14 protein-coding genes are annotated in these 16,803 nt (G+C 68.7%); 6 read left to right on the plus strand and 8 right to left on the minus strand.

From position 1 onward, the window contains the following. Nucleotides 1-5: 5 nt before the first annotated feature. Together dapE and VV02_RS20300 are read right to left on the minus strand one after the other, a co-directional pair. Entirely contained in the window at nucleotides 6-1,073 is a 1,068-nt protein-coding gene (dapE, locus tag VV02_RS20295) for a succinyl-diaminopimelate desuccinylase (protein WP_157063486.1), read from the minus strand. Between the two features lie 32 nt (nucleotides 1,074-1,105). Then, a complete protein-coding gene (locus VV02_RS20300) occupies nucleotides 1,106-2,095 on the minus strand; it encodes a helix-turn-helix transcriptional regulator (protein ID WP_052594499.1) in 990 nt (329 codons plus the stop codon). A gap of 103 nt (nucleotides 2,096-2,198) precedes the next feature. Here VV02_RS20300 and VV02_RS20305 point away from each other — a divergent pair, with 103 nt between their 5' ends. The 4 genes from VV02_RS20305 to VV02_RS20320 all read left to right on the plus strand — a co-directional run bounded on the left by VV02_RS20305 (nucleotide 2,199) and on the right by VV02_RS20320 (nucleotide 5,849). Next, on the plus strand, nucleotides 2,199-2,798 hold the full coding sequence (locus VV02_RS20305; RefSeq protein ID WP_052597341.1) for a TIGR03086 family metal-binding protein: 600 nt from the start codon (nucleotides 2,199-2,201) through the stop codon (nucleotides 2,796-2,798). A 73-nt stretch (nucleotides 2,799-2,871) separates the two neighbouring features. Beyond that, nucleotides 2,872-3,813: a 2,3,4,5-tetrahydropyridine-2,6-dicarboxylate N-succinyltransferase gene (gene dapD / locus VV02_RS20310; protein WP_052594501.1), complete on the plus strand. Its 942-nt coding sequence runs from the start codon at nucleotides 2,872-2,874 to the stop codon at nucleotides 3,811-3,813. A 56-nt stretch (nucleotides 3,814-3,869) separates the two neighbouring features. Beyond that, nucleotides 3,870-4,781: a hypothetical protein gene (locus VV02_RS20315; protein WP_052594506.1), complete on the plus strand. Its 912-nt coding sequence runs from the start codon at nucleotides 3,870-3,872 to the stop codon at nucleotides 4,779-4,781. Nucleotides 4,782-4,895: 114 nt separating this feature from the next. Further along, nucleotides 4,896-5,849, plus strand: coding sequence for an esterase/lipase family protein (locus tag VV02_RS20320; protein WP_052594508.1), 954 nt, complete (start codon nucleotides 4,896-4,898; stop codon nucleotides 5,847-5,849). A gap of 67 nt (nucleotides 5,850-5,916) precedes the next feature. On the opposite strand, the gene VV02_RS20325 is transcribed toward VV02_RS20320, so the two are convergent. From VV02_RS20325 to fdxA, 3 genes are all read right to left on the minus strand, one after another. Continuing rightward, nucleotides 5,917-7,209: a citrate synthase gene (locus tag VV02_RS20325; protein ID WP_052594510.1), complete on the minus strand. Its 1,293-nt coding sequence runs from the start codon at nucleotides 7,207-7,209 to the stop codon at nucleotides 5,917-5,919. A 124-nt stretch (nucleotides 7,210-7,333) separates the two neighbouring features. Beyond that, nucleotides 7,334-8,440, minus strand: coding sequence for a succinyldiaminopimelate transaminase (gene dapC, locus VV02_RS20330; RefSeq protein ID WP_052594512.1), 1,107 nt, complete (start codon nucleotides 8,438-8,440; stop codon nucleotides 7,334-7,336). Nucleotides 8,441-8,449: 9 nt separating this feature from the next. Further along, nucleotides 8,450-8,776: a ferredoxin gene (gene fdxA / locus VV02_RS20335; protein ID WP_052594514.1), complete on the minus strand. Its 327-nt coding sequence runs from the start codon at nucleotides 8,774-8,776 to the stop codon at nucleotides 8,450-8,452. 67 nt (nucleotides 8,777-8,843) lie between these two features. Between fdxA and VV02_RS20340 the strand changes: the two genes are divergently transcribed. Both VV02_RS20340 and VV02_RS20345 read left to right on the plus strand, forming a co-directional pair. Continuing rightward, nucleotides 8,844-9,830 carry a GNAT family N-acetyltransferase gene (locus VV02_RS20340; protein ID WP_083450322.1) on the plus strand — a complete coding sequence of 329 codons (987 nt, stop codon included), beginning with the start codon at nucleotides 8,844-8,846 and terminating at the stop codon, nucleotides 9,828-9,830. A gap of 114 nt (nucleotides 9,831-9,944) precedes the next feature. Further along, nucleotides 9,945-10,676 (plus strand): Type 1 glutamine amidotransferase-like domain-containing protein, encoded by a 732-nt coding sequence (locus VV02_RS20345; protein ID WP_052594519.1) that lies wholly within the window; start codon nucleotides 9,945-9,947, stop codon nucleotides 10,674-10,676. Nucleotides 10,677-10,815: 139 nt separating this feature from the next. On the opposite strand, the gene VV02_RS20350 is transcribed toward VV02_RS20345, so the two are convergent. The 3 genes from VV02_RS20350 to VV02_RS20360 all read right to left on the minus strand — a co-directional run bounded on the left by VV02_RS20350 (nucleotide 10,816) and on the right by VV02_RS20360 (nucleotide 16,803). After that, nucleotides 10,816-13,668, minus strand: coding sequence for an FAD-binding and (Fe-S)-binding domain-containing protein (locus VV02_RS20350; RefSeq protein ID WP_052594521.1), 2,853 nt, complete (start codon nucleotides 13,666-13,668; stop codon nucleotides 10,816-10,818). A gap of 205 nt (nucleotides 13,669-13,873) precedes the next feature. Then, a complete protein-coding gene (locus VV02_RS20355; protein WP_052594523.1) occupies nucleotides 13,874-16,315 on the minus strand; it encodes a VanW family protein in 2,442 nt (813 codons plus the stop codon). After that, nucleotides 16,312-16,803 (minus strand): flavin reductase family protein, encoded by a 492-nt coding sequence (locus tag VV02_RS20360; RefSeq protein WP_052594525.1) that lies wholly within the window; start codon nucleotides 16,801-16,803, stop codon nucleotides 16,312-16,314. Before VV02_RS20360 ends, VV02_RS20355 begins: the two co-directional genes overlap by 4 nt.

Genomic DNA, 16,803 nt, shown 5'->3' on the forward strand with positions numbered 1-16,803 from the left:
CCCTCTCAGCTCTCGAGCCAGCGTCGCAGCGCCGCCTCGGCATCGATGATCTGCTGCTCTGGGCAGCGCTCGTCGTCGGTGTGGGCCAGGTTGGGGTCGCCCGGGCCGAAGTTGACCGCCGGCACCGCGAGCGAGGAGAAGCGGGCGACGTCGGTCCAGCCCTGCTTCGCCGTGACCGGCAGGTCCAGCGCCTTCACGAACGCCTGCGCCACTGGACGGTCCAGGCCCGGACGTGCCCCGTCCGCGGTGTCGCCGAGCGTGACGTCGTAGCCCTCGAAGACCTCGCGTACGTGAGCGAGCGCCTGCTCCGCCGTCTGGTCCGGCGCGAAGCGATAGTTGACCGTCACGGTGCAGACGTCGGGGATGACGTTGCCGGCGATGCCGCCGCTGATACCGACCGCGTTGAGCGCCTCGTGATAGTCGAGCCCGTCGACTGACACCGTGCGCGGCTCGTACGCCGACAGCCTCGCCAGCACATCGCCCGCGTCGTGAATCGCGTTGTGCCCGTTCCAGGGTCGCGCCGAGTGGGCCGCGACTCCCTTGGTGACGACGTCGACTCGCAGCGTGCCTTTACAACCGCCCTCGATACCGCCGTCGGTCGGCTCGAGCAGCACGGCGAAGTCGGCTTCCAGCAGCTCCGGGTGCGTGGTCGCGAGACGGCCGAGTCCGTTGTAGCGGTCCTCGACCTCCTCCGCGTCGTAGAAGACGTAGGTCACATCACGACTGGGCTCGAGAACCGTTGCAGCCAAACGCAGCTGGACGGCGACGCCACCCTTCATGTCAGTGGTGCCGCGTCCCACGAGCATGCCGCCCTCCCGTCGTACGGGCAGGTTGGGCGGGTCCGTCAGAGGCACCGTGTCGAGATGGCCGGCGAGGACGACACGCTCGGCGCGACCGAGCGTCGTACGCGCGACGACGGAGTGGCCATCGCGTACGACCTCCAGGTGCGGGAGCGCGCGCAGCGCCTGCTCCACGGCGTCGGCCAGGTCACCCTCGTGATGGCTGACCGACTCGATGTCACACACAGCAGCGGTCAGGGTCACGACGTCGGCGGTCAGGTCGAGGGAAGCCATGGCCCTCATCCTGACCTATCGGTGCGGCCCGGCTACGCCGGCGTGCTCGGGCCGTACCGCGCCAAGGTCCGTTCGGCTCCGGCCACGATGTCCGCGATCAACCACTGCGGCTCGACCACAGTGAGGTCGGCGGACATGAGCACCGCGACAGCGCCGAGGACGTGTGGCTGACGAACCGTGAGACGCCAGGTCTGCAGGGCGCCGTCGCTCGCGCCGGACTCGACCTCGATCTCCGAGCCCGGCGCCAGCTGCATGGACAGGAGACGTCGGACCGGGCCCGCCGCGGCCGGTTCGACGAGGACAACGGCGTCGGTCGGCGACAGACGCCCCTCGAACGCTCGCCGCAGCTCATCCCAGATCTGTGCGAGCGGCCGCCGGTCCGCCAGGTCGGCGGGCACGTCGAGGACCTCGACGGCGGAGACCCTCGACACCCGGTACGTCCGCTGCTTGCGACGATGCTCAGCGACGAGATACCAGCGACCGGAGTGGTCGACGATGCCGACCGGATGCACAGTGCGTACGGACGGGTGCGCGGACTCGGCGGAGGCGTAGGCCAGCCGAACTCGCCGACCCTGCGTGGCCGCCTCACGCAGAGCCGGCAACCAGGGCACCTCATCGACCGCCGCGAACCAGCGACGCCGGTCGGCGACCACGACGCCGCCAAGGGCCTCGGCATCCTCCAACGCGCGGGCCGGGGCGGTCGCCGCGATCTTCGCCAGCGCCGACGTCAGGTCGGCACCCAGACCGAGATCAGCCGTGGTCTCGCGAGAGGCCCACGCGAACAGAGCCTGCGCCTCTGGGGGCGTCAGGCCGCTCGCCTGCGTGGTGAAGCCCTCCATCAGGACGCACCCGCCACCCCGCCCGCGCTCGGTGTAGACCGGGACGCCGGCCGCCGACAGCGCTTCCATGTCCCGCAGGACGGTGCGTGTGCTGACCTCCATCTCACCTGCAAGCCAGGGCGCCGACGCGCGTCCGTGCCGTTGGAGCAGCATCAGCAGCCGCAGGAGCCGGTCGGCGCGCATGGTTCACACCATTGCAGACAAACCAGACAGGAGATGTCATGTTTGCCCGATGTACTGGTTCTCGAGGCCACACGAGGTGGCCACCGAGCACCAGGAGATGGACATGTCCACGACCGAGACCCGCATTGCCGACACCGACCTACGCCCTGCACTGAACCTGGCGCTGGACCAGATCGAGCGCCTCCTGACGGTGGTCACGCCCGACCAGGCCCCGCTGCCGACACCGTGCAGCGAGTTCGACGTGAGCACGCTGGTCGACCACCTGCAGGGCGTCGTACGACGGCTGGCGGTGATCCTGTCGGGTCAGCACTTCTCTACGGCGCCGGCCATCGTCGCCTCGACGAGCTGGCTGCCCGACTGGACCGAGGGTCGTACCGCGCTTGCGCCGCTGCTCGCGGACGACGCCACCCTGGCTCGTGAGGCCACCGTGCCGTGGGGAACGACCACCGGCGCCGGTGCGATCGCCTCCTACCTCGGCGAGCTCACCACTCACGCCTGGGACCTGGCCGCCGCAACCGGTCACCTCGATGAGCTGGATCCGACACTCGCCGAGCTGGCCCTCCCGACGTACCAGACGATCCTGCCGGCGACGCCTCGCGCGCTGCCTCAGATCCCCTTCGGTGCCGTCGTGGAAGTCGGGCTCGATGCCGGTCCGTACGAGCAGCTCGTCGCCTGGACCGGTCGCGACCCGCGCTGGTCCTAGCCGTCCCCGCGGCCGACCGCTCACGGACCGAGCCGTGTCGCCCGCGACCGGACGTCCCGCCTACCCTGGGCGCATGACATCCGAGCGCAGCGCCTGGGGCTTCGGCCTGGCGACCGAGACGAAGTCCGGGCAGATCCTGGACACCTGGTTCCCCACTCCTGCGCTCGGCACCTCACCGTCCGGCGACAGCCCGTACGCCGCTCCTGCCGAACTCTCCGCGCACGTGCGGGAGGACCCGCGCCGAGGCGTACGCACTCGAGTGGTGCACACCGAGATCGACCTCGATGCAGCCCCGGCCACCGTGCCGGACGCCTACCTGCGACTGCACCTGCTCTCTCATCGACTGGTCCAGCCCAACACCGTCAATCTCGACGGACTGTTCGGCGTCCTCAACAACGTCGTCTGGACCAACCATGGCCCGTGCGCCGTCGAGGACTTCGAGCGAACCCGGCTGCGGCTGAGCCAGAACACACCGGTCCATGTCTACGGGGTCGACAAGTTCCCACGGATGACCGACTACGTCGTCCCGAGCGGTGTGCGCATCGCCGACGCCGATCGCGTTCGGCTCGGCGCGCACCTCGCGTCCGGCACCACCGTCATGCACGAGGGCTTCTGCAACTTCAACGCCGGCACGCTCGGCACCTCGATGGTCGAGGGGCGCATCGTCCAGGGCGTCGTCGTCGGCGATGGCTCCGACATCGGAGGCGGCGCGTCGATCATGGGCACCCTGTCCGGCGGCGGCACCGAGCGGGTCTCCATCGGTGAGCGCTGCCTGATCGGCGCCCAGGCGGGGGTCGGTATCGCGCTCGGCGACGACTGCGTCGTCGAGGCCGGTCTCTACGTCACCGCCGGCACCAAGGTCACCCTTGAGGACGGCACCGTCGTGAAGGCCAAGGAGCTCTCGGGCCGCGCCGGCATGCTCTTCATCCGCAACTCGACGACCGGCGTGGTCGAATGCCGTTCACGCAAGGGCCAGGGCATCGCGCTCAACGAGGCCCTGCATGCCAATGACTGACTCAGACGGAGCGATCACCGTTGTTCTCTAGGCGACGCGCGCGCGATCCGCACGAGGTGGACGATCTCCACGACGGCGAGCGCTGGCGCGATGACGGTTTCGACTTCGAGGAGCACGGCCCGCGAGGCCCATGGCGGCGTACGGCCGGGTGCCTGATCCCGATCGTCGCGGTGGCGGGTGTCGGCTACGGCGGTTACGTCGCCTACCAGCACCTCGAGAACTTCTTCGGCGGTCAGACGTGTCGCATGGTCGACGGCGACCGGGAGGCGAAGAAGGATCCCGAGCAGGCGGCGAACGCGTCGACGATCACGACCGTGGCCGTCACGTTGGACAAGCTCCCGGTGCAGGCTGCGCACATCGCGGTGACGACCTCGATCCAGGAGTCCAAGCTGCGCAACCTGACCTATGGCGACCGCGACTCGCTGGGCCTGTTCCAGCAGCGGCCCAGCCAGGGATGGGGCACCGAGGAGCAGATCAAGGATCCGGTCTACTCAAGCCGCCAGTTCTACGAGCACCTGGTCAAGATCGACGGCTGGCGCGATCGTCCGCTGACCGAGGTCGCCCAGGAGGTGCAGCGCAGCGGGCACCCCGATGCGTACGCCGATCACGAGAGTGAGGGGCGCATCATCACCCAGGTGCTCTCAGGTCAGGTGCCGGGCGGTGTCGGCTGCCGCCTCGACAAGGCGACCAGCTCGACCGAGCCGGCCACGATGGTCGACAAGCTGCGAGCACAGACCGGTGCGCGCGCCAAGGTCGCGGACCGAGCGCTGACCACCACGGTGTCCAGCGAGACCAACGCGTGGGCCGTCGGGAGCTGGGCCGTGACGCATGCCGAGGCGGACGGCGTCACCCGCGTCACGGTCGGCGACCAGGAGTGGCGGCGCGAGCGCGGTCGGCCCGGATGGCGCTGGCACGAGGCCAAGGACCCGGCCTCCAACGCCAAGACCGTACGGATCGAGCTCGCCTGAGGCGGAACGGCTCGGAACGACTTCTCGTGACGTACCTCACATAGGTTACGTACGCGTCAGTAACCTACGTCACACTGTCCGCCTCTCGTGGCGGGCCCCAGACGGAGGTCTCCCGTGTCTCGAACCCCACGCCTGCGCCGAAAGACCGCCTTCGGACTCGCCGCGATCGGGGTGTCGGCGGGCCTGGTGGCCGCGACGGCGACCCCGGCCCATGCGGCCGACCTCCCCGAGCAGGGCGTGCCGGCGGCGCTCTACAACTATGCGTTCGCTCCCAACGCGACCGCCGGGGCCAACGACTGGAGCTGCAAGCCCACGGCCGAGCACCCGCACCCGGTGATCCTGCTGCCCGGGACGTTCTTCAACATCGGCGCCAACTTCGTGAAGGCCGGCCCCAGGCTGAAGAACGAGGGCTACTGCACGTTCGCCATGAACTACGGGATGACCGCGACATCGTTCGGTCGCGTGGGTGGCCTCGGCGCCATCAAGGGCTCGGCCGGCGAGCTGGATGCCTTCGTCACCAAGGTGCTCGCCTCGACCGGAGCCTCCAAGGTCGACATCATCGGCCACTCCCAGGGCGGCAGTGTCCCGACCTGGTGGATCAAGAAGATGGGCGGCGCGAGCAAGACGGCGCACTTCGTCGGCTGGGCGCCCTCAGGGCGTGGGACGAGCCTCAACGGCATCGCGACGCTCGCCAACAGCCTGGGACTCATGGGCTTCGTCACCGGCCTCTCCAACGTCGGGCAGTTCCCGGGTGTCATCGACCAGACCACCAGCAGCGACTACACCAAGGAGCTGTTCCCGAACGGCAGCAGCGACATGCCGGCCGGGCCGAAGTACACCGTCATCTCGACGAAGCGGGACACCGTGGTCACGCCGTACACGACCCAGACGCTGTCGGCTCCGGACGTCAACAACATCGTGCTCCAGAACAAGTGCCCCTGGGACCAGGCCGGTCACATCGGGCTCTTCAACGACGGGCCGACCCTCCAGATGACGCTCAACGCGCTCGAGGACGGACCGAAGAGCTTCCAGCCCTCCTGCACCGACTTCGGCGTGCCGTTCCTCTGAGTGAAGGCGTACGACGGAAGAAGGCCCTCACCCAGGCGGGTGAGGGCCCTCTTGCGTACGACGTGGGTCAGCGCTTGTCGATGCCGACGAACTGACGCTCGGCCTCGCCGATGTAGAGCTGACGCGGCCGACCGATCTTGGTGGCCGGGTCCTCCATCATCTCGCGCCACTGGGCGATCCAGCCCGGCAGACGACCGATGGCGAACAGGACCGTGAACATCTCGGTCGGGAAGCCCATGGCCTTGTAGATCAGACCGGTGTAGAAGTCGACATTGGGGTAAAGCTTGCGCTCGACGAAGTAGTCGTCCTTGAGGGCGATCTCCTCGAGGCGCATCGCGATCTCGAGCTGCGGGTCGTTGACGCCCAACTTCTGGAGCACCTCGTGCGCGGTGTCCTTGACGATGGCCGCACGCGGGTCGTAGTTCTTGTAGACCCGGTGCCCGAAGCCCATGAGCTTGACGCCGTCTTCCTTGTTCTTCACCTTGTTCATGAAGGTGTCGACGTCGTCGTCCCCGGCCTGGATGTGACCCAGCATCTCCAGCACGGCCGAGTTGGCGCCGCCGTGCAGCGGGCCGGACAGCGCGTGGATGCCCGCGGAGATCGAGGCGAACAGATGCGCGTGGCCGGAGCCAACCAGTCGCACCGTCGACGTGGAGCAGTTCTGCTCGTGGTCGGCGTGCAGGATGAAGAGCTGGTCGAGCGCCTTGGCGACGATCGGGTCGACCTCGAAGTCCTCTGCCGGCACACCGAACGTCATGCGCAGGAAGTTGGACACCAGGTCCAGACGGTTGTCAGGGTAGAGCGTCGGCTGGCCCTGGCTCTTCTTATGCGCATAGGCCGCGATCGTCGGCAGCTTGGCCAGCAGTCGCATGGTCGACAGCTCGACCTGGTCCTTGTCGGTGATCGACAAGGAGTCTTGGTAGAAGGTGCCGAGCGCCGAGACCGCCGCCGACAGCACCGACATGGGGTGTGCATCGCGCGGGAACGCCGCGAGCAGGTCCTTCAGGTCCTCGTGCAGCATGGTGTGCCGGTGGATGCGGGAGGTGAACTCCTCCAGCTCGGCAGTGGTCGGCAGCTCGCCGTAGATCAGCAGGTAGGAGACCTCGAGGAAGCTCGAGCTCTTGGCCAGCTGATCGATCGGATAGCCGCGGTAGCGCAGGATGCCAGCGTCACCGTCGATGTAGGTGATCGCGGACTGGCATGACGCCGTGTTGACGAAGCCCACATCGAGCGTGGTGTTGCCCGTCTCCTTCATCAGGGAGGAGATGTCGTAACCCGCGTTGCCCTCGGTTGCCGGGAGCAGTGGGAACTCGAGCTCCTTGTCGCCCGCCTTGAAAGTGGCGGTGCCCTCGTTTGTCATGTGCTGTCCGTCCTCCTGTATGCCGGCGTCATCGCCGGGAAGTCAGCCCGGACGACGTTACCCCAGGGTCACGACGTCCAAGCAATCGCCCCTGATGGGGTGGAGACCGGTTTTTGACGTCACGTCAAGTCTGCGTGAGGCGTGTCACAGCCGCATTGATTCTTTCGTCGGTGGCCGTCAGCGCGATCCGTACGTGCCGTGCCCCGGGTGCGCCGTAGAAGTCACCGGGCGCAGCCAGGATCCCGCGCTGGGCCAACCAGGCGATCGTCTCCCGGCACGGCTCGTCGCGCGTGGACCAGAGGTAGAGACCGGCGTCGCTGTGATCGATACGCCAGCCGGTCGACTCCAGGGCCGTACGCAGCATCGTCCGGCGGGCGGCGTACCGCTGCTTCTGCTCGGCGACGTGCTGGTCGTCGCCGACCGCGATGCGCAGCACGCGTTGGACGGGCCAGGGCACGATCATGCCGGCGTGCTTACGGACCTCGACCAGGCGGCGTACGAGCTCAGGGTCGCCCGCGGCGAACGCGGCACGGTAGCCGGCGAGGTTGGACTGCTTGGACAGCGAGTAGACCGCGAGCAGTCCCTCTTGGCTGCCACCGCAGACCCGGTCGTCCAGGATGCTCGGCGTGGTCAGACCTTCAGGCGACGCGCGCCAGTCGAGCTCGGCGTAGCACTCGTCACTGGCGACGATCACGCCGCGGCTGCGCGCCCAGTCGACGACCTTGGCGAGGTGCTCGACACCCAGAACCTGACCGGTCGGATTGCTAGGAGTGTTGAGCCACAACAGTTTTGGGCTCTGCGGCCCCATCTCCAGCAGGTTGTCCATCGGCCGCGGCGTCGCACCCGCGATGCGCGCGCCGACGTCGTAGGTGGGGTAGGCCACCGATGGGAAGGCGACCGTGTCGCCCGCGCTCAGACCGAGCAGCGTCGGCAACCACGCGACCAGCTCCTTGCTCCCGATCGTCGGGAGCACACCGTCGGGATCAACCGCACCGGCATTGCGGCGTCGGGCGAACCACGCGGCCACCGCCTCGCGAAGATCAGGCGTGCCGTAGACCTGCGGGTAGCCAGGCGCGTCCGAAGCCTCGGTCAACGCCTCCCGCAGGATCTGTGGGGTCGGGTCGACCGGCGTACCGACCGAGAGGTCGACGATGCCGTCCGGGTGCTGCTGCGCGGTGGCCTTCGCCTCCGCGAGCGAGTTCCAGGGGAAGTCAGGAAGCGAGAGAGGCACCCGCGCAGATTACTCGTCGTGCTCTTGCGGGGGCAGCGCAGAGATGATCGGGTGATCCTTCTTGATCATGCCGAGCTTGGCCGCACCGCCGGGGCTGCCGAGGTCGTCGAAGAACTCGACGTTGGCCTTGTAGTAGTCGGCCCACTCCTCAGGAGTGTCGTCCTCGTAGTAGATCGCCTCTACGGGGCACACGGGCTCACACGCACCACAGTCGACGCACTCGTCGGGGTGGATGTAGAGCGACCGCTCGCCTTCGTAGATGCAGTCGACCGGACATTCCTCGATGCACGCCTTGTCCTTGAGATCGACGCACGGCTGAGCAATGACGTAGGTCATGGGGGTCGGTCCTCCTGCTGATGGTGCGGCGCGATGGCCAGGTCCTGCTGCCTAGTATGCCGAGGCAATGAACCCCGACCCTAACCAGCCTGACCTCACCGCACCTCTCCGTGTCGGAATGCGGATCGTGGTGCGGTCCCGCCTGCCCGAAGGAGGCCTCACCGACCGCCTCGGTCCGCTGGTCGAGGCCGATGAGGCGACCCTGACCGTACGCACCCGAGCCGGGGACGTCGTCGTACGACGCCGCGACGTGGTTGCGGCCAAGGAGGTCCCTCCCCCGCCTGCTCGGCGCGGCCGACCGCATCTCGCGATCTCGATGGGCGACCTGCAAGAGCTCATGGTCGGAGGCATGCCGGGCATCGAGCAGGAGTGGCTCGGCCGGTGGCTGCTGCGTATGGCCAACGGCTACACGGGACGTGCCAACTCGGTGCTCCCGCTCGGCGACCCTGGCGCTCCCCTGGATGACGCGATGGTCGCTGTCGTGCGGTGGTACGCCGATCGCGGCCGGCCGCCGCTGGTGCAGCTCTTCGGGCCGGTCGGGTTCGATCCTGCGGCCGACGAGATCGGTGCGTGGGCGGTCGAGCACGGCTGGCGGGTGTTCCAGAAGACGCTCGTGATGACAGCCGCGTCAGCCGATCTGGCTGCCCAGCCCGCACCCCAGACCCCGGTCGAGGCGCGCGGCACGATCGACGACCGGTGGTTCTCGGGCACCACAGCACGCGAGCAGCAGCACGAGCAGACGTTCCGCGATGTCCTCGACCTCATTCCGCACCAGCGTTTCCTGACGGTGGCGCCGGACGGCCCGGTCACCGCCATCGGGCGCGTGGCGTTCACCTCCGGGTGGGCCGGCGTGTTCGGGGTGCATGTGCAGCCCGCCGCTCGCCGACAGGGCCTGGCCCGTGCGGTCATGACCGCCGCGGGTCGCGAGGCGGTCGCCCGAGGCGCCCGATCGACGTACCTCCAGGTGTCTGCGGACAACGAGGCTGCGGTGGCGCTCTACCGGTCGATGGGTTTCGTGACCCACCACGAGTACTGGTACGCGCGGCCCGCCTGAGTCTGCGACAACCCCGCTCATATGGTCACTTCCCCCGGTGAGATGACCAGTCATCCGCCTCGGGCAGTGCACCTTTCGGCGGGGTAGTGCAGGCCACGCGCCAGACTGGCGACCATGACCGCTGAGCAACCGACGATCCTGGCCACCTCGGGTGGCATCAAGCGCGGCGTACGGACGGGGTGGGAGTTCAGCGAGCTGACGACGTACGCCGTCGAGCTCGCCGGGGTGACCGGACGCGCACCGAAGGTGTGCTTCCTCCCGACCGCCGGTGGTGACGCGCCCGACTACCTGACGCTGTTCTACGGCGCCGCGCAGGTCGCAGGCTACGAGCCGTCGCACCTGCAGCTGTTCGCGATGCCCAACGTCGAGGACATCACCGCGCACCTGCTGGCGCAGGACGTCATCTGGGTCGGTGGTGGGAGCGTCGCCGGTTTGCTCGCGATGTGGCGGCTGCACGGCGTGGACGAGGCGATGCGTGCTGCGTGGGAGGCCGGCGTGGTCCTGACGGGCGTCTCGGCGGGGTCGATCTGCTGGCACATCGGCGGTACGACGGACTCGTTCGGCCCGCAGCTGCGTCCCGTGACCAACGGGCTGGCGTTCCTGCCGTACAGCAACGGGGTCCACTACGACTCCGAGGCCGAGCGACGGCCGTTGTTCCAGCGACTGGTCGGCGACGGCACGCTGCCGGCCGGCTTCGCGACCGACGACGGCGTCGGACTCCTTTACCGCGGAACCGAACTCGTCGAAGCGGTCAGCGAGATCGACGGCAAGGGCGCCTACCGCGTCGAGCCCAGCGGCGACGGAGGAGCAGCCGTCGAGACCAACCTCGACGTCCGCCGCCTGTAGGCCACATCGCCGGTCGAGTAGCCGGAGCGGGTCTCGATACGGCTCGTTCCTCGCCTACTCGACCCAAGCACCGGAGGCGTATCGAGACCAGGTGCGCGCGGTCGCCCGGTCTCGATACGGCTCGCCCTTGGGGGCTCGCCTACTCGACCAGCGGGGTCGCTGACGAGCGATCGGGGTCGAGGAGCTGGGCGAGGTGGATGCCGCGCCGGTCGGTGAGGTCGGCGACCTGGGTGCGGCAGGAGAACCCGTCCGCCAGGAGTACGCCGTCGCGGTTGTCGCGCAGCGCCGGCAGCAGCGAGTGCTCGGCCACCTTGACGGACACCTCGTAGTGACCCTGCTCGACACCGAAATTGCCTGCCAGTCCACAACATCCGCCGAGGCGCTGGACGTCGGCGCCGGCCTTCTTGAGCAGTGCCGCGTCCGGCGTCCACGACATGATGGCGTGGTGGTGGCAGTGCGGCTGGGCGATCACCGACGTGCCTTCCAGCGATGGCGGTGACCACTCCGGGTCGGCCTCCAGGAACTCAGCGAGCGTCTGCGTCCCCGCTGCCACGCGGGTGGCCGCGTCACCACCCACGAGCTCGACGGCGTCGGAGCGGAGCACTGCAGTGCACGACGGTTCCAACCCGACGATCGGCAGCCCTGCCTCGGCCGCAGCGGCCAGGTCATCGACCGTGCTGCCGAGGATCTTCTTGGCAGCATCGAGCTGGCCGGTCGTGATCCACGTCAGGCCGCAGCATCCGGCACGCTCGGTGACCACGGGTTCATATCCCGCGGCGCGCAGCACCCGGACCGCGGCCTGGCCGACCTCCGGTGAGAAGTAGTCGGTGAACGTATCGATCATGAGCAGCATCTGGCGCTCACCAATCGGCGAACCGTCAAAGATGCCAACGCTATTCGCCTTCGCCCACGAACGGAACGTGTCGGGGGCGAGGGCGGGAATGGACCGCCGAGGATCCACACCGGCGACCTTCTTCAGCGCCGAGAACCGGTCGCCGACCCGGAACATCGCGTTGACCACCTTCGGCATCCGCGAGCCCATCCGGACCCATCTCGGCAGCTGCCCCAGCGCGTAGTGCGTGCGCGGCCGCCGCTTGCCCTGGTAGGTCTGGTGCAGCACCTCGGACTTGTAGGTCGCCATGTCGATACCGGTCGGGCAGTCCGACGCGCAGCCCTTGCACGACAGGCACAGATCGAGCGCCTCGTGGACCTCCGGCGCGTCCCAGCCGGTGACCAGCGAACCGTTGACCATCTCCTGCAGCACCCGCGCCCGGCCCCGCGTGGAGTCCTTCTCCTCACCCGTGGCGAGGTAGGAAGGACACATCACTCCCCCGGTGCCGGTGTTGTCGGCGCGGCACTTGCCGACCCCGGTGCAGCGGTGGACCGCCTGCGAGAAGTCGCCGCGATCGTGCTCGTACGCCATCGCGAGCTTCGCGCGCACCGGCTGGGCTGCCGGGATGCGCAGGTCATCGGTCGCGGCTGCCGGGTCCACGAGCACTCCGGGGTTGAGCAGGTTGGTCGGGTCGAGGTGGTGCTTGATCTCGGCGAACAGCTGAAGGGCGTCGGGTGAGTACATCGTCGGCAGCAGCTCGCTGCGCGCGCGACCGTCGCCGTGCTCGCCCGACAGGGAGCCGCCGTACGACGCGACGAGCGCAGCGGACTCTCGCAGGAAGTTGCCGAACTCGGCTGTGCCAGAAGGCTTTTCGAGCGGGAAGTCGATGCGGATGTGCAAGCAGCCGTCGCCGAAGTGGCCATAGGGAAGGCCCGTCAGATCATGCTGCTCCAGCAGCGCGTCGAAGTCGCGGAGGTAGGGTCCCAGCTGCTCAGGCGGCACAGCGGCGTCCTCCCAGCCGGCGTGCGCGGGCCGGTCCCGAGGACTACGTCCGGACAACCCCGCACCGTCCTCACGAACTCGCCACAGGGACGCGGCCTCGCCCTTGTCGACCACGATCCTGGACTCCACGGCGTCCGACTCGGCGGCCAGGCGCTCGGCCCTGGCGAGCACCTCCCCCTCGTCGTCACCGGCAAGCTCGATGAGTAGCCAGCCGTCGCCGCGCGGTAGAGCAGGGACCGCCGACGGACCGCGACGGGCGAGCAGGATGTCGACGATGCGCCTGTCCATGCCCTCGACCGCGACCGGGTCGAAGGCCAGCATCAGGTGTGCTGCATCTCCGGCCGTGGCGATGTCCGGGTAGCCCAGCACGACCAGCAGCCGATGAGCCGGCTCGGTGACAAGGCGTACGGTCGCCTCGGTCAGCACGCCGAGCGTGCCTTCGCTGCCGGCGAGCAGCCGCGTCACGTCGAAGCCGTTCTCGGGCAGCAAGTGCTGGGCGGCGTAGCCGGACACCTGTCGGCCGAAACGTCCCAGCTCGGTGCGGATCGTCGAAAGATGTTGTGCGGCAACGGCATCCAGCGCGGCCCAGGTCGGTGACGCGGCGAGGACGTCGGCGCGCGGGGTGCCCACAGCCGTACGCAGCACCTCTCCCGCCGCAGTGACCAGCTCGGCCCCGAGCAGGTTGTCGCCCGTCTTGCCGTAGCCGAGCGCTCGGTTGCCGCACGCGTTGTTGCCGACCATCCCGCCGATCGTGCAGCGGGTGTGCGAGGACGGGTCCGGCCCGTAGCGCAGACCCGACGCGAGCGCCTGCCGCTGCAGGGTGGCGTGCACTGTGCCGGGTTGGACGACCGCGCTCGCTGACTCACGATCCAGCGAGATCACCTGGTTCATGTGCCGGCTGAAGTCCAGCACCACACCGGTGCCGACCGCGTTGCCCGCGATGGACGTACCGCCGCCGCGCGACGTCACCGGCGCCTGGTGCCGCCTGCTGACCTCGAGCGCGGCGAGCACCTCGTCACGGTCGTACGGCCGGACGACGACCTGGGGCAGCAGACGATAGAGCGAGGCGTCCGAGGAGTAGGCCGCGCGACTCGTCGAGTCGGAGAGGACATCACGCAGCCCGACGGCACGAAGGTCGGCGACCAGCTCCGAAGTCATTCACGCATCATCGGACAACCAGCCATCGTGATGTCGGACGGGTCCGGACTGCGAGCGACGGGACGACGATGCCGGACCGAGGGAGCCTGCGACCTCGGCCGGAAGAGGAGTCTCGTCCAGAAGGAGCAGAGCCCGGGACGACGATGCCGGACCGAGGGAGCCTGCGACCTCGGCCGGAAGAGGAGTCTCGTCGGTTCAGGTAGCGTCAGTCCGTGGGCGGGTTGGTCGACCCCGGCGGCGGCGCGGTGGAGCCACCGGAGGGAGGCGGACCGCAGATGATGTTGTTGGCGGCCTTGTACGTCGTCGTCAGGGTCTCGTTCTTGACGACCGTCCCGCCCTGCTTGACCACGCGCTTCACATCGACGGTGAAGCCACGCTGCGGCGGCACGCGGATACAACCCGGGTGGTTGTCGTAGATCGTCTTCGGCTGGGTGAAGCTGCGCTGCGGGCCGGTCGTCGTCTCGACCGTGAAGGTCTTCTTGCCGTAGAAGCGCATCACCACCTCGTTGCCCTGGACGCCGGCCTCGATGAGGATCGGTGCACCCGTGGTGTTGGTCCACTTGTTGTCCAGGTCCGGGATCCACAGGGTCGCCTCGCGACCCATCGGGTAGCGCGGGATCCAGAACGAGTGCGGTTTGTGCTCATCGAGCTGCACGCCGGCGAAGAACGCCGTGTTGTAGACGGTGGTCGACACCTGTGACACGCCACCACCCATCGCGGCCCGCTCATGGCCGTCCTGGATCGTCGGCGCTTCGACGTAGCCCTGCGCAGCGGTCATCTCGCCGCCCAGCGCCTTGACCAGGCTGAACTGCTCACCGGCGCCGACGACCTGACCGTTGAGGATGCTGAGCGCGACCCGGATGTTCTTGGTACGCGCCGCGTTGCTCGGACCGGTCGGGAACCTCGAGCGGAACTCCGACACGACGTTCTTGGCGTCCAGTGCCTGAACCTGCTCGGTCGTCACCTTGGCCTTGACCGGCTTGGTCGCGATCGTGGCGGTGCGCTCGTCGGTCGTGAGGGCCGCGATCACCGCCGGACCCAGCTTGGCGCGGTCGATCTCGGTGCCGTCGACCGACGGCGTCACCTTCGGCTGCCCGCTGACCAGCTGGACCTTCGCGTTGCGTGCCGGCGTCGCGAGCTCGGGCTTGAGCGACATGATCTTGTCGGCGAGCTTCTCGCTGTCCAGGGACGGCGTGAGCTTGCCACCAGAGCTCTTGACGCTGAGCACTGCCGACAGCTGACCTGGCGTGAGCTTGGTACTGACCTTGCCGTCGGTGACCGTCAGGTCGCCCGACATCGCCTTGTCGCCGAATTCCTTGACGAACCGGTCGATCTCGGCGTTCTTGAGCCGACCCTCGCGCTCGCTGACCTGGGTCGAGAACGCTCGCTTGGCGGGCCACTCCTTACCGATCTGGGCGGCCAACGCGTCGGAGTCGACGCCCTGGCCCGGCTTCGAACGTACGACCTCGACCTTGCCGTTCTCGAAGCTCACCTTGCCGTCGACCGGGTTGCCGGTGATGACCGTACGGGTGGCCTTGTCGATAGCCTCCGCCAGCGTGGCTGGGTTGGCCTTGGTCACGGCGGGCTTGTCCCCACCGCCGGTGAAGTAACCGAATACGTCACCCGGGCCGAAGCCCCGGTCGGTCAGACCGGCGAGAGACTTCTCGACATCGAGACCGAGCCCGGCCGAGGCCGGCTGGATCTCGACGCGGTCCTTGTCGAGGCTGACCGTCACGGGCAGCTTGCTGACCTTCGCGGCCTCCGTCGTCAGACGCGCGGCCGCCTCGTCCTTGCCCAGGCCGCCGACGTCGACGCCGCCCACGGTCGTCCCGGAGGAGATCCGGTCGCCCTCCCAGAGCGCCGTCCCGACGTAACCGAGGATGAGCAGCAGGGCCAGGCCACCGATGGGCCACCAGATCTTGCGCACCTGACGGCCGGCCGACTTCGGCGGACCGCCCACGGGCGGACCTCCGACCGGCTGCGCGACCCTGGGCTCGTCGTCGAAGTCGTCGTACTGGTCGTACGGGGCCTGCTGGGTCTGCGGACGCGGCGCGCTGGCAGCAGGACGCGGTGCAGAGGCCGCTGGCCGCGGGGTACTGGCAGCAGTACGCGGTGCGGTGGCCGCTGGGCGCGGCGCCTGTGCCGCCGGACGAGATTCCTGGGCAGCGGACCGTGCCGTCTGCACGGAGAGCTCGGTGGTCTCCCCGCTCGAGGCGCGGGCGGGCGTCTGGATAGCGAGCTCGGTGGTCTCGCCCGTCGACGGGGCACGCTTGGCAGGCGCGGGCCTGGAGGGGGCATCGGTCGAAGGCTGATCCTTCGCCACTGCGGGCTTGGAGGCTTCGCTCTTGGCTGCCGCTGGTTTCGCGGCCGGCTCCTCCTTGACGGGCGCCGGCTCGGACGGCTCGCTCTTCGCGGCGGCAGGCTCGGACGGCTCGCTCTTCGCGACTGCCGGCTCGTCCTTCGCAGGCGCTGCCTTGTCCGCCTTGGCGGTCGGCAGCTGAACGCGTGCAGGTGCGTCTTCTACAGGCACGGTGGGCAGCTTGGTCGCGCCCTTCGCAGCCGTGGACTCCTGCTTCGAGGTGTCAGTGGCAGGCTGCTCCACCTCGGGCTCGCCGTTTTCGGGCGTGCCCGCGTCGTTCGTGCTCACGGAAGTGCTCCAAATCGTCCTCGGTAGTAGACCAGGGCGTCCCCGGGGTGCTCACTGGCCTGAACAGAGAGTACGTGGCCCACGACGAGCGTGTGATCACCTGCCGGATGTGACTGAACTGTCTTGAGCTCCAGCTGGGCCAACGCCTCAGACAGCAGCGGTACGCCCGTCACCTCACCCCGGTGGTGCGGCACCCGGTCCAGCTGCCCGTGCAGCGGTCGCCCTCGGGTGGCCAGCCACTGGGCGGTGCCTCGCGCAGTGGCGGGCAGGATGCTCAGACCCCACACGCCGGCCTCGATGATCGCGTCGTGGAAGCGCGCCTCGCGCTCGACACTGACCAGCATCAGCAGGGGATCCAAGGAGACCGAGCAGACGGCGTTGGCCGTCATCGCATGGTCGAGATGACCGTCCTGGGTCGTGACGACACTTACACCGGTCGCGAACCGGCTGACGGCTCTGCGGTAGTCGCCCTCGTCGACTGATGACAT

Origin of the sequence: Luteipulveratus mongoliensis (assembly GCF_001190945.1) — a bacterium.
GTDB classification, from domain to species: Bacteria; Actinomycetota; Actinomycetes; order Actinomycetales; family Dermatophilaceae; genus Luteipulveratus; species Luteipulveratus mongoliensis.

Bases quoted from the DNA above. Each gene is read 5' to 3' on its own strand.
- dapE (WP_157063486.1), bottom strand. From the start codon at position 1,073: ATGGCTTCCCTCGACCTGACCGCCGACGTCGTGACCCTGACCGCTGCT.
- VV02_RS20345 (WP_052594519.1), top strand. From the start codon at position 9,945: ATGACCGCTGAGCAACCGACGATCCTGGCCACCTCGGGTGGCATCAAG.
- dapD (WP_052594501.1), top strand. From the start codon at position 2,872: ATGACATCCGAGCGCAGCGCCTGGGGCTTCGGCCTGGCGACCGAGACG.
- VV02_RS20300 (WP_052594499.1), bottom strand. From the start codon at position 2,095: ATGCGCGCCGACCGGCTCCTGCGGCTGCTGATGCTGCTCCAACGGCAC.
- VV02_RS20325 (WP_052594510.1), bottom strand. From the start codon at position 7,209: ATGACAAACGAGGGCACCGCCACTTTCAAGGCGGGCGACAAGGAGCTC.
- fdxA (WP_052594514.1), bottom strand. From the start codon at position 8,776: ATGACCTACGTCATTGCTCAGCCGTGCGTCGATCTCAAGGACAAGGCG.
- VV02_RS20305 (WP_052597341.1), top strand. From the start codon at position 2,199: ATGTCCACGACCGAGACCCGCATTGCCGACACCGACCTACGCCCTGCA.
- VV02_RS20360 (WP_052594525.1), bottom strand. From the start codon at position 16,803: ATGTCATCAGTCGACGAGGGCGACTACCGCAGAGCCGTCAGCCGGTTC.
- VV02_RS20340 (WP_083450322.1), top strand. From the start codon at position 8,844: ATGAACCCCGACCCTAACCAGCCTGACCTCACCGCACCTCTCCGTGTC.
- VV02_RS20350 (WP_052594521.1), bottom strand. From the start codon at position 13,668: ATGACTTCGGAGCTGGTCGCCGACCTTCGTGCCGTCGGGCTGCGTGAT.